Below are 11,740 nucleotides of genomic sequence, written 5' to 3'. Positions count from 1 at the left end.
AGCATGGTGGCGCAAATCCCCTGGGGGTGCGGATGGATGTCGAAGTCGAGCAGATGCTCAAGGCGCTGTACGGTGCCATCTCCGAAGAAGAGGGGCGCTGGCTGGCCCGCTACCGGGGCCAGGTCTTGCGCAGCCACTTTCAGCCCATCTACAGCTTTCCGCATCGACGCCCGGTCGGCTACGAGGGCTTGATCCGGGTGTTTTCGGAGAGCGGCCAGCCGCTGTCGCCGGTGGCGGCTTTTGAGCAGGTCGGCAATTTCCAGGAACAGGTGATGCTGGATCGGCTGTGCCGCCTGCTGCATGTGCACAACTTCGTGGCGCAGCAGGTGCCCGATTGCTGGCTGTTTCTGAACATCCACCCGGCGGTCTTCGTCCACGCCTCGCAGCAGGCGGAGATGCTGGCCACGGCGGTGAACGTTGTTCATCAGCTGGGTTTGCCCATGCACCGCCTGGTCTTCGAAGTGACCGAAGACGTGATGGCGCAGGATCAAAAGTTCGAGGCCGCGGTGGAGAGTGCCCGCTCGACCGGCTGCCTGCTGGCCCTTGATGATTTCGGTGCCGGCCACTCGAACTTCGATCGGGTCTGGCGGATCAAGCCGGAGATCGTCAAGCTCGACCGCGGGCTCTTGCAGCGGGCCATGGCCTCTTCGCGCATCGCCCGGGTGCTGACGCAGATGGTGTCCTTGCTGCACGAATGCGGCGCTGTGGTGCTGCTGGAAGGCGTGGAAACGCGCGACGAAGCGCATCTGGCGCTGGATGCCGACGTCGATCTGGTGCAGGGCTTTGCCTTTGGCCGGCCGCAGGCCGATCTGGCGCCGGCCGGGACGGTCAGCCCGGTGCTGGAGAGCATCTGGGACATGTTCGACGAGCGCCACCTGGCCGGCCGCGAGGCCTATGACGAGCGCATCGCACCGTTTCGCACCGCAATGGCCTTGGCGCTGCAGCCACTGCAGCAAGGCAGAAGCCTGCGCGACGCCTGCGATGCGCTGCTGCGCCTGCAGAACACCCAGCTCTGTTACCTGCTGGACGAGCATGGCCGGGAGCTGGGCGAACGGGTGTCGCCGGCGGGCGCGCAGTTCCCGGCCGAATTGCGCTTTGCGCCGCTCGACCGCGCCGGCGACGCCCGCTGGGCCCGGCGTCCTTACTTCCGCCGCGCGATCGATTCGGTCGGCGAGGTGCAGGTGACGCGGCCCTATCTGAGCCTGCATGGCGCCCGAATGTGCATCACGCTGTCGCTGGCCTTCTGGCAGGACGGCCGGCTGCGTGTGCTCTGCGCCGATGTCGACTGGGGCCAGGTCGATCCCGGCTGAGTCAGCGTCGACGCGCTGCCGGCTTTTTCGTTGCTGCGGCCTGGCGGGCGCCGGCACGTTTGGGCTTGCCCTGGTGCGCCTGCAGCCAGGCGAAGAACTCCTGGTACCAGAGCTGGCTATTGGCCGGCTTCAGCACCCAGTGGTTTTCGTCCGGGAACCAGAGCAGCCGCGCATCGACGCCGCGCGCCTTCAGCGTGTTGTAGTAGGCCAGGCCCTGGGCATCGGGCACGCGGTAGTCCTTGGCGCCGTGGATCACCAGCGTGGGCGTCTGCATGTGCTGGGCGAAGCTGTGCGGGCTTTGCGAGGCCACTTTGGCCGGATCGTCCCAGTACCAGGCGCCGAGTTCGCGGGCATGCCAGTTGTAGGCATCGTCGGCAAACATGGCCTGCCAGTCGTAGCAGCCGGCATGGCAGACATAGGCCTGGTAGCGCCCCGGTGCCACATGACCATTCATCCAGGCCACCATATAGCCGCCATAGGAGCCGCCGGTGGCGTAGAGGCGCGTCGGGTCGATGAAGGGCTTTTGGAGCAGCCAGTCGGTGGCCGCCTCGATGTCCTGCAGCTCCAGTTCGCCCCAGCGGTGGGTGATGGCGTCGAGGAAGGCGTGGCCAAAGCTCGATGAGCCGTGATAGTTGACGCAGGCGACCACATAGCCTTCGGCCGCAAAGACCTGGTGGTTCCAGCGGAAGTGCCAGGAATCACCAAACGCCGTGTGCGGCCCGCCATGGATCACATGCATCAGCGGGTATTTGCGCCGTGGGTCGAAGTCAGGCGGGTAGATCAGCCACATCTGCACGCCATCGCCCTGGGCGCCTTCGAACCAGACTTCCTCGTGACGCGAGAAACGGTGCTGCGCCATCAGCGCGTCATTGAAGTGCTCGATACGGCGGCTGCGGCCTTCATCGGCCTCGCCCTCCTGCTCGACGACCGAGATCCGCGGCGGATGCTGGACGCCGTCGTGCTGCACGACGAGCGTGCCGGCCTGCAGCGCAAAGGCGCCGGCATGGCCGCCCTCGAACAACACGAAGGCGGCGCAGGTCTTCACATCGAAGCGCCAGAGGTGGCGGCGGCCGCGGTCCTCGGCGCAGAAGAGCAGGCCGAGGTCATCCTCATCCCAGCGCAGCGGCGCCTCGACGACATGGTCCCAGTCCTCCGACAGCACGGCCCAGTGGCCATGGGTGTCCAGCACCGCGAGCTGGCGCGGCATGGTGTGCTTGCGGCCCTGCTCGCTGGCCAGAAAGGCCAGATGCTGGCCGGCGTGGCTGTAGACGGGCGTGCTGAAGTCCCAGTCATCGTCCTGCAGCAGCGGGCGGATCGCGCCGCCGCGCAGCTCGATCTCGGCCAGCGCGTGGCGGTTGCTGATGCGTTTCTCGGCCGCCAGGTCGCAGGCGAAGACGATGCGCCGGCCGTCGGGCGAGATGTCGAAACAGTCGGCGTTCGGGTCGGTGCGGGTCAGCTCATAGCCGCTGCCTTCGAACAAATCGCGCACCTTGCCGCTGGCGATGTCCAGCACATGCAGATGCGGCACCCGGCCCATGGGCACGTGGTGGTCCCAGTAGCGGTACAGCGCCTCCGAGGTGACGTAGCCGCTGCTCTTTCTCGCCTTGAACTCGCGCAGCGCCCGCGCCTGGGCCGCGCTGCCGCGCAGCTCGGGCCAGACCCAGGAAATGAAGGCAATGCGCTTGCCATCGGGAAACCACTTGAAGGCCTCGACGCCGGTGGCCACGACGGCCGCACGGCGCGCCTCGCCGCCATCGGGCGGGATCAGGTAGAGCTGGCTTTCCTCGTCGCGTTCGCCCTGCTGTTCGCGTTTGGCGATGAAGGCGATCAGGTCGCCGCGCGGGCTCCATTGCGGGGCGGCATCCTTGTCGCCGGCCTGGGTCAGTGCGCGCGGCTCGCCGCCCAAGGTCGACAAGAGCCACAGCGAGGCGCTGCTGCTGTTCTTCTCCATGTCGTAGCGGGTGCTGGCCACGACGGCCTGGGCGCCGTCCGGCGACAGGCTGGGCGCGCCCACGCGCTCGATGTGCCACAGCGCCTCGACATCAAAGCGGGCAGTGGCTTTCTTCTGGCTCGCCATCGGCGGCTCCTTGTGAGGCAGAAAACGGGGCAGCGGTCAGCGCGGCTTGTCGAGCTGGAACTGCAGATGGCTCTTGACGGCCGGCCATTCAAAGGCGGTGATGCTGTAGACGCAGCTGTCGCGCAGCGTGCCGTCGCTGGCGCGCAAGTGGGCGCGCAGGACGCCGTCCAGCTGCGCGCCGAGGCGTTCGATGGCCCGGCGGCTCTGGTGGTTCATCCGGTGGGTGCGGAACTCGACGGCGCTGCAGCCCAGCTGCTCGAAAGCGTGCTGCAGCAGCATCAGCTTGCATTCGGTATTCAGCCCGCTGCGCTGCACACGGCGGGCATACCAGGTCGAGCCGATCTCGACCCGCGGCGTCGCGTGGTCGATGTTCATATACGTTGTCATGCCGGCGATCCGGCCCTCGGCATCAAAGACGGTGAAGGGCAGCATGCTGCCGGCGGCATGCAGGGCCAGCCGGCGCTCGATCTCGGCGGCCATGCGCTCGGGCGCGGCGACGCTGGTGTACCAGAGCCGGTGCAGCTCGCCGTCGGCGGCGGCGGCCTGCAGGCCGTCCAGGTGTTCGGGGCGCAAAGGCTGCAGGCTGGCATGCCGGCCTTGCAGGCTGACCCAGGCGGACAGGGGAGAGGTGCTCATCGCTTGGGTGTTGGCCTTGTTCAAACGGGCTTGATCAGCAGCCGGCGCATCAGCCAACGTGCAACGCCGGCGACCACCAGCATCAGCGCCAGGCCGGCAATCTGCGGCAGCGCCCAGCCGGGCGTGTTGATGAAATCCAGGCCGAGCAGGGCGGCCAGCTGCCAGCCGGCCAGCGCACCGCCGACAAAGCCGATCGCGTCGGCCAGGCCCTCGCGCAGCGCGGCTTCGATGGGCTTGTCCATCAGCGGTTGCGCTGCTGCATGAAGACCAGCTTCTCGAACAGGGTCAGGTCTTGCTCGTTCTTCAGCAGAGCGCCCACCAGCGGCGGGATCGCCACTTTTTCGTCCTTGCTCTGCAGTGCCTCGGTCGAGATGTCTTCGGCGACCAGCAGCTTCAGCCAGTCCAGCAACTCCGAGGTGCTGGGCTTCTTCTTCAGCCCCGGCAGATTGCGCACCTCGAAGAAGGTCTTCATCGCCGCGGCCAGCAGTTCCTTCTTGATGCCGGGGAAGTGCACATCGACGATGCGTTGCATCGTCTCGGCCTCGGGGAACTTGATGTAGTGGAAGAAGCAGCGGCGCAGGAAGGCGTCGGGCAGCTCTTTCTCGTTGTTCGAGGTGATGAAGACCAGCGGGCGATGGCGGGCCTTGATCAGCTGGCGGGTCTCGTAGACATAGAACTCCATGCGATCAAGTTCGCGTAGCAGATCGTTGGGGAACTCGATATCGGCCTTGTCGATCTCGTCGATCAGCAGGGCCACCGGCTGATCGGCCTCGAAAGCCTGCCAGAGCACGCCCTTGACGATGTAGTTCTCGATCTGACGGACCTTGTCCGAGCCTTCGATAGCGGCCAGCTGGCTGTCGCGCAGGCGGCTGACGGCGTCGTACTCATACAGGCCCTGCTGTGCCTTGGTCGTGCTTTTGATGTGCCATTGCAACAGTGGCAGGCCCAGGCTTTGAGCGACTTGCTCGGCCAGCATGGTCTTGCCGGTGCCGGGTTCGCCCTTGACCAGCAGCGGTCTTTGCAGGGCGATGGCCGCATTGACGGCCAGTTTCAGATCGTCGGTGGCGACGTACTGCGAGGAACCTGCAAACTTCATGGGCTGGATCAAGGTCTGTACTGGGTCGGGCCAGTATAAGGTGGTGCCTATAATGCGCCCCGGTGTCAGATCAAGACTTCGGGATCATGAAAAAACTTCTGCATATCGCCCTCGCTCTCGCCGCTACCGCTGTTGCCAGCCTGGCGCAGGCTCAGGACATCAAGGCCGGTGAGACCAAGATTGCCATGTGCATCGGCTGCCACGGCATCCCGGGCTATCAGGCCACCTTTCCCGAAGTGCACAAGGTGCCGATGATTGCTGGCCAGAACGCCAAGTACATCGCCTCCGCGCTGACGGCCTACGCCAAGGGCGAGCGCAAGCACCCGACGATGCGTGGCATCGCCCAGTCGCTGAGCGACCAGGACATCGCCGACATCTCCGCCTTCTACGAACAGCAGGCCAAGGCCCCGGCCGCGCCCGAGGCGGCCGCAGCGGCCAGCGCCCAGGTGCAGGAATTGCTGACCAAGGGCGCTTGCGCGTCCTGCCACGGGGCCAACTTCAGCAAACCGATCGACGGCGCCTACCCCAAGCTGGCCGGTCAGCATGCCGACTATCTGTATGTGGCGCTGAAGGCTTACCAGACCACCGACAAGGCCTATGTCGGCCGTGGCAACGCCATCATGGCCGGTCAGGTCAAGCAGTTCAGCCACGATGAGTTGAAGGCACTGGCCAAGTATCTGGCTTCGCTGCCCGGCGAACTGCGCACCGTGCCGCAAAGCAAGATGCGCTGAAACGCCGCAATCTGATCAGATTGTGAGAAAAGCCGCCTTCGGGGCGGCTTTTTTGCGTCTGTTTGCGCTTTCATCGGCGGGCTTCAGCCTCGATACTCGGGCGATATACAGGCTGCCGGCTTTTCCTTCGCAAGCGTCCATGCTCAAGAAGATTCCGACTTACGACGTGACCCTGGGCATGTACCTCCAGTCCATGGAGGGGTCGTGGTTGTCCCATCCCTTCTGGAAGACCAAGTTCGTGCTGCGTGAGCAGTCCGATCTGGACGCGCTGCTGAAGAGCGGGGTGCCGGCCGTCTGGATCGATGTCAGCAAGGGTTCCGACGTTCAGCCCAAGGAACCCTTGGTACCCGTGGTGGAACTGCCGCCGGCACCGGCGCCAGCGCCCGAGCCGCCCCCGCCGGTGCTGCCTGCCGAGCCGCTGCCGAGCAAGGCCTCATTGAAAGACGAGATGGGCCGCGCGGCGCAAATCGTCAACCGTTCGCGTCAGGCGGTGATGAATCTGTTCGGCGAGGCGCGTCTGGGCAAGGCGATTGCGGCCGAGGGCTGCCTGCCGCTGGTCGAGGACGTGGCCAATTCGGTCTCGCGCAACCCGTCGGCGCTGATCAGCCTGGCGCGTCTCAAGACCAAGGACGACTACACCTATATGCACTCGGTGGCCGTTTGCGCGCTGATGGTGTCGCTGTCGCGCCAGCTGGGGCTCAACGAAGCGCAGACCCGCGAGGCGGGGCTGGCCGGACTTTTGCATGATGTCGGCAAGATGGCCATGCCCCTCGAGGTGCTGAACAAGCCGGGCCAGCTGACCGATGCCGAGTTCGACATCATGCGTTCGCATCCGGTGCGCGGCCACGACATGCTGCTCGAAGGCTCGGGGGTGCCCGATGGGGCGCTCGATGTCTGCCTGCACCATCACGAGAAGATCGATGGCAGCGGCTATCCGAAGAAGCTCAAGGGCGAGCAGCTCAGCCTGCTGGCCAAGATGGGCGCGGTCTGCGATGTCTATGACGCCATCACCTCGACGCGGCCCTACAAGGCGGCCTGGGATCCGGCCGGCTCCATCCAGCGCATGGCGCAGTGGGCCGGCCATTTCGATCCTGCGGTGTTCCAGGCCTTTGTGAAAAGCGTGGGCATTTATCCGGTCGGCACCTTGGTGAAGCTGCATTCGGGCCGGCTGGCCGTCGTCGTTGACCAAAGCCCGGTCAAGCTGACCTCGCCGCTGGTGCGGGTGTTTTTCTCGACCAAGTCGCAGATGCCCATACCCACCGAGCTGCTCGATCTGAGCCTGCCCAACTGCAATGACCGCATCGTCTCGCGCGAAAGCCCGGAAGACTGGAAGTTCGCCCATCTGGACGATCTCTGGATGAAGCCAGGCGGCCGCTGAGCCGGCCCAGCCGCCTGAGGCTAAACACTAGCCCCGCGGCAGCGAGCGCTGCCTACACTCGCGCTGTGCTTCCCCTGCCGAGGACCTATTCGATGAAACGATGGCTGTTGCTGGCTGTTTGCGGCCTGGCGCTGGGCCTGGCCCAGGCGCAAACATTGCGCTGGTCCAGCCAGGGGGATCCGCAGACCATGGATCCGCATTCGCAGAACGAGCTGATGACCAATATGGCCAATGGCCAGGTCTATGAGCGTTTGGTCAGCCGTGACAAGCAGCTGCGCATCGTGCCGGGTCTGGCTGCCGAGTGGACGCAGCTGTCGCCGCTGCTGTGGCGATTTAAGTTGCGCCAGGGCGTCAAGTTCCACGATGGCTCGCCGTTCACGGCGGATGACGTGGTCTTCTCGCTGCAACGCGCCCGTGACGCCAATTCGCAGGTGGCCGTCTATGCCAACGCGCTGGGCACGCCGCGCAAGATCGACGACTACACGGTGGAGTTGCAGCTGAGCGCGTTCAACCCCATCGTGCTGCAGCATCTGGACCTGATGTGGATGATGAGCAAGCGCTGGTGCGAGCAGCACCGTGCGCTGCGGCCGCTGGACTTCAAGAATCGCGAGGAGGGCTACACCAGCCTGCATGCCAATGGCACGGGCCCCTACAAGCTGGTCAGTCGCCAGCCCGGGATCAAGACCGTCTACGAACGCAATCCGCACTGGTGGGGCAGCTTTGAAGGCAATGTGCAGGAGGTCGTCTACACGCCGATCACCAACGACGCGACGCGCCTGGCTGCGCTGGTGTCCGGCGAGATCGATCTGGTGCTGGATCCGGCGCCGCGCGATGTGCCGCGGCTGCGTAACACGCCAGGTGTGCGTGTTTATGAAGGCCCCGAGAACCGCATCATCTTCATTGGCATGGACCAGATGCGCGACAAGCTGCTGCATGCCAAGGTGCCTGGTGACAAGAATCCGTTCAAGGACATCCGCGTGCGCCGGGCCATGTACCAGGCCATCGACATCGAGGCGATCCGGCAGAAGCTGATGAATGGCATGAGCATGCCCACCGGCGGCCTGACTTCTTCGCCGCTGGGCGCCTACAGCGATGCAGCGCTGGAGGCACGGCTGCCGCTGGATGTTGCCGGTGCGCGCAAATTGATGGCCGAGGCTGGCTATGCCGATGGCTTTGAAGTGACGCTGGACTGCCCGAACAACCGCTATATCAACGACGAGTCGATCTGCTTGGCACTGGCCAGCATGTGGTCGCAGCTGAAGATCAAGGTACGGGTCAATGCGATGCCACGGGTCTTGTACTTCCCCAAGCTGGAGAAGTACGACACCAGCCTCTTCATGCTGGGCTGGGGCGGTGCCATCACCGATGCCGAGACGACGATGACCGCCGTGTTGCGCAACCGGGGCGACAAGGGCATCGGTTCCTACAACTACGGCCTGGTCATCAACGATCGCTTTGACCAGCTGGCCGCCCAGTCCAGCGTCGAGCCCGACCCGAAGAAGCGCGAGCAGTTGATCAAGACCGCGCTGGCCGAGTACCGCGAGCAGGTTCACCTGATTCCGTTGCACCGGCAGATGATTCCGTGGGCAGCGCGCGAGACGGTGACGCCGACACACCGGGCCGACAACTGGCTCGAGTTTGCCTGGGTGCAGATCAAGCGCTGAGGCGCCGGACAAGGCTGCGGTGCTGGTCTGGATTTGGCCGGCTTCGCCGCCGCTTCATCGGGCATTGACCGGGCTGGCCCTGGCCGACACTGCGGGCAACGGCCTGTTGAAGGGCCTGCCGAGGCCATGTCATGTCATTTCGCTTTGCCCCCGACCCCGCTCGATATCTCACTGTTCTTGCTCCGCTGGGCCTGAGCTTGTTGCTGGCTGCGTGCGGCAGCGGCGGCGGCGGCAGCGCGGATACCACCACGCCCGGCTTCAGCACCGAGCCCAAGCTCAGCGGCGTGCTGGCGGTGGGCTCGCCATTGCTGGGCGCGCAAGTGAGCGTCGTTGATGGCACGGGCGCCGCCGTGGGCAGTGCCACCGCGCATCCGGTCGACGGCAGCTACAGCCTGACGCTGACGACCAAGACACCGACCGCGCCGCTGCTGGTGCAAGCCCGCGGCATGGACGCCGCTGGCAATATGCAGGTGCTGCACTCGGTAGCGCCGGTGCTGGCTGCCACCATGGTGGCCAACGTCACCACGCTGAGCAATGCCAGTCTGGCCATGCAGCTGGGCACCGATCCGGCGACCGTCTTCGCCGCTGCCAAGACCAGCGCCAGCACCATCACCGGCTTGACGGCGCTGACGCCGGCCGCGGATTTCCTGAAGACGCTGATCAAGAACAACCTGACCGACGTCAAGATCACCACGCCGGCCTCGCTCGACCTGTTCAACGACGCCGGTTTCAGCGCCACCAAGGGGGCCCAGGATCTGCTGCTCGAGGGCCTGCGGGTCCATCTGGTGCACAACACCAAGGGTGCAGAGGAACTGCATCTGAGCAACAAGCTGCTGCCCAGCAGCGCGCCCGAGGTGGTGGTGGACCTGGCCACGGCCAAGACCGAGCTGGCCAAGACCACCGACGCCGCACCGGCCAATGCGATCACCTCGACGCTCAAGGGCACGACCAGCGCCACCGCGACCATGCTCTTGCTGGGCAATCTCGATGACTTGAGCGCAGCCCTGAACAAGCTGATCGCGACGGGGCTGACGGCAACGACGGCTGCGGCCTCGCCGCTGGTCAGCGGCTACGACACCTACAACGGGCGCAACAAAGGCACGCTGGCCATACTGCTGGCCGATCTGGCCAGCAAGAACCGCCAATTCGGCCGCTGGCAGCTGACCGGTTGCGCCGACGACACGCTGGCCACCGGCGGCAGCTGCAGCCGGGTGCTGGTGTCGGCACCCATCACCGACAGCAGCGGTGCCGTCGTCGAGATCTACAACGACGCGGTCAAGTACACCAAGGCACCCGCTGCTGGTGTGCCGAACTGGTCGCTGATCGGCAATGGCAAGCCGCTGGAATTTGCGATTCATCCCTTGCTGTGGACCGAGTTCGCGGCCGACGGCGCGGTCAGTGCGAGCCTGCCGCTCAATCCGATACCCGGCGTGCAGGTGCTGCTGGGCTCCTACAATGCCGACTCGCCACCGGTCAAGCAGCTGGACAGCGCGACGGTGCAGACCCCGGGTGGCTTCAGCATGGCGCTGGCCCAGTGCACCTTGAACTACCTCTGCCTCTCTGCCACGCCAGGCAGCACCAGCACGGCGGCCAGCGGTGGCGCCGGCGATCATGTGCTGCGCCGTGGCACGCTCGGCTGGATTGGCGCCGCCGATGTGCTCAAGGGGGCCAAGTACATCGCCTCCTACACCCTGGCCGGCGCCGCGGTGACACGCAATGCCTGGTTGCGCGCCGATGTGCCGGTCGACTACCTGCCTGGACGCTTCCCGACACTCGATGGGGTCAGCGCGACAGCGCCGCTGAAGGGCAGCAACCTGCTGTTGGGCATGACGGTCAACTGGGCGGCCTGGGCCAAGGCCAATCCCGATCAGCGCCTGATCAGCCTGCGCAGCGTCATCAGCGATGACAGCAGCGCCCCGCAGATCATCGACCACACGGTGCCGCTGCCGCCCAGCACCACGCTGGTCCTGCCGGCGCCCAGCCTGTCCGTCCTGCCCAGCAAGTACGAGCTGTGGCTGGGCTCGCAGGACTCGCAAGGCCACCGTTACCTGAGCAAGTACAGCTTGCAGTAGCTCAAGTTTTGCATTCAGAAACACGCTGGCAACGATAGGCCGGTGTGGCTGCGCGATAATCGCACGGTCGCCGAGACTGTGCCGGCGGCGTTGTTTCGTGAGCATGAATTCGCCCTTGGGGTGGCGTGCCCGGCCGTTGGAAACCACTCATGACGTTGCTAGCGCTAAAGGTTCACTCGCCACGCAAAGTTGATTCAAAGCTGAAGCGACTGTTGCGGGAGTTGGGGTTGCCGGCAAGTGAAGTTCTTTCGCTGCCATTCACCGAACCATCCGACTTCATGCCGGAGGCCGCCAACTGCCACTTCAATGTTCTGGCGCAGGTCAAACTCGCTGGCGGTCGCGCGGTTCACGGTTGGATTCTTGCTGAGGATAGAAAGCAAGATTTTGTCGAGGCTGTGTTCCATTCCGTTTGGCAGCCTGTGGCCGGCCCATTGCGGGACCTCACGCCTCGGTCCTTGCCAGAGGCCAAGATTCTGTTCGTGCCGGATCCGCGCCGGCGCTTGGTCTTGACCACTGAATCTGATCGACCAGCTATCCTCACCTACGAGAACTTTCGCATGCATGAGGGGCGTGCCCTGGCCCCGCTGCGCCAAGTTCGCCTGCCGGTCTGCTCGACACTGATTGCGCGTTTTGAGCTTTGGCCCTGGCAAGATCAGAGTGCAAATGTTGCCTGATTGAGGCTTACGTGTTGAGCTGGCGCATTGCCACAATGCCGCCGTCGCCATCGCACAAGCCAGAACACCCGTCGACTCCTAAGCTTGTCGCAAGTTTTTCTT

At 65.0% G+C, this 11,740-nt stretch carries 10 protein-coding genes; 6 read left to right on the top strand and 4 right to left on the bottom strand.

Features of this window, described 5'->3' with window-relative positions:
• The first annotated feature begins 32 nt into the window (after positions 1-32).
• Positions 33-1,310, top strand: coding sequence for a sensor domain-containing phosphodiesterase (locus RQP53_RS19605; RefSeq protein WP_315652378.1), 1,278 nt, complete (start codon positions 33-35; stop codon positions 1,308-1,310).
• A 1-nt stretch (position 1,311) separates the two neighbouring features.
• Here RQP53_RS19605 and RQP53_RS19600 read toward each other — a convergent pair whose 3' ends face one another.
• Genes RQP53_RS19600 through RQP53_RS19585 form a run of 4 tightly spaced genes read right to left on the bottom strand, consistent with a single transcriptional unit; the run spans position 1,312 to position 5,119 of the window.
• Positions 1,312-3,387 (bottom strand): S9 family peptidase, encoded by a 2,076-nt coding sequence (locus RQP53_RS19600; RefSeq protein ID WP_315652377.1) that lies wholly within the window; start codon positions 3,385-3,387, stop codon positions 1,312-1,314.
• 36 nt (positions 3,388-3,423) lie between these two features.
• Entirely contained in the window at positions 3,424-4,023 is a 600-nt protein-coding gene (locus RQP53_RS19595; protein ID WP_315652376.1) for a GNAT family N-acetyltransferase, read from the bottom strand.
• Between the two features lie 20 nt (positions 4,024-4,043).
• Complete coding sequence (locus RQP53_RS19590) at positions 4,044-4,265, bottom strand: hypothetical protein (RefSeq protein WP_315652375.1); 222 nt, start codon at positions 4,263-4,265, stop codon at positions 4,044-4,046.
• The gene (locus RQP53_RS19585) at positions 4,265-5,119 is read right to left on the bottom strand and encodes an AAA family ATPase (RefSeq protein WP_315652374.1); all 855 of its coding nucleotides are present in this window, start codon (positions 5,117-5,119) and stop codon (positions 4,265-4,267) included. The genes RQP53_RS19590 and RQP53_RS19585 overlap by 1 nt, the downstream gene beginning before the upstream one ends.
• A gap of 86 nt (positions 5,120-5,205) precedes the next feature.
• Between RQP53_RS19585 and RQP53_RS19580 the strand changes: the two genes are divergently transcribed.
• From RQP53_RS19580 to RQP53_RS19560, 5 genes are all read left to right on the top strand, one after another.
• Entirely contained in the window at positions 5,206-5,850 is a 645-nt protein-coding gene (locus tag RQP53_RS19580; RefSeq protein WP_315652373.1) for a c-type cytochrome, read from the top strand.
• Positions 5,851-5,989: 139 nt separating this feature from the next.
• Positions 5,990-7,228, top strand: a complete 1,239-nt coding sequence (locus tag RQP53_RS19575) for a cyclic di-GMP phosphodiesterase (protein ID WP_315652372.1) — start codon at positions 5,990-5,992, stop codon at positions 7,226-7,228.
• A 92-nt stretch (positions 7,229-7,320) separates the two neighbouring features.
• Positions 7,321-8,892, top strand: coding sequence for an ABC transporter substrate-binding protein (locus tag RQP53_RS19570; protein WP_315652371.1), 1,572 nt, complete (start codon positions 7,321-7,323; stop codon positions 8,890-8,892).
• A gap of 131 nt (positions 8,893-9,023) precedes the next feature.
• Positions 9,024-10,964: a hypothetical protein gene (locus tag RQP53_RS19565; protein WP_315652370.1), complete on the top strand. Its 1,941-nt coding sequence runs from the start codon at positions 9,024-9,026 to the stop codon at positions 10,962-10,964.
• Positions 10,965-11,113: 149 nt separating this feature from the next.
• Entirely contained in the window at positions 11,114-11,638 is a 525-nt protein-coding gene (locus RQP53_RS19560) for a hypothetical protein (protein WP_315652369.1), read from the top strand.
• Positions 11,639-11,740 lie beyond the last annotated feature (102 nt).

The sequence above is a fragment of the Roseateles aquae genome, from assembly GCF_032337115.1.
Lineage (GTDB): Bacteria > Pseudomonadota > Gammaproteobacteria > Burkholderiales > Burkholderiaceae_C > Roseateles_C > Roseateles_C aquae.
The sequence above is the reverse complement of the archived record's forward strand: the minus strand, read 5'-3'. Positions and strand labels throughout refer to the sequence as shown.

Coding starts and splice junctions, on each gene's coding strand:
- RQP53_RS19605 (WP_315652378.1), top strand. CDS start 33: ATGGATGTCGAAGTCGAGCAGATGCTCAAGGCGCTGTACGGTGCCATC.
- RQP53_RS19600 (WP_315652377.1), bottom strand. CDS start 3,387: ATGGCGAGCCAGAAGAAAGCCACTGCCCGCTTTGATGTCGAGGCGCTG.
- RQP53_RS19595 (WP_315652376.1), bottom strand. CDS start 4,023: ATGAGCACCTCTCCCCTGTCCGCCTGGGTCAGCCTGCAAGGCCGGCAT.
- RQP53_RS19590 (WP_315652375.1), bottom strand. CDS start 4,265: ATGGACAAGCCCATCGAAGCCGCGCTGCGCGAGGGCCTGGCCGACGCG.
- RQP53_RS19585 (WP_315652374.1), bottom strand. CDS start 5,119: ATGAAGTTTGCAGGTTCCTCGCAGTACGTCGCCACCGACGATCTGAAA.
- RQP53_RS19580 (WP_315652373.1), top strand. CDS start 5,206: ATGAAAAAACTTCTGCATATCGCCCTCGCTCTCGCCGCTACCGCTGTT.
- RQP53_RS19575 (WP_315652372.1), top strand. CDS start 5,990: ATGCTCAAGAAGATTCCGACTTACGACGTGACCCTGGGCATGTACCTC.
- RQP53_RS19570 (WP_315652371.1), top strand. CDS start 7,321: ATGAAACGATGGCTGTTGCTGGCTGTTTGCGGCCTGGCGCTGGGCCTG.
- RQP53_RS19565 (WP_315652370.1), top strand. CDS start 9,024: ATGTCATTTCGCTTTGCCCCCGACCCCGCTCGATATCTCACTGTTCTT.
- RQP53_RS19560 (WP_315652369.1), top strand. CDS start 11,114: ATGACGTTGCTAGCGCTAAAGGTTCACTCGCCACGCAAAGTTGATTCA.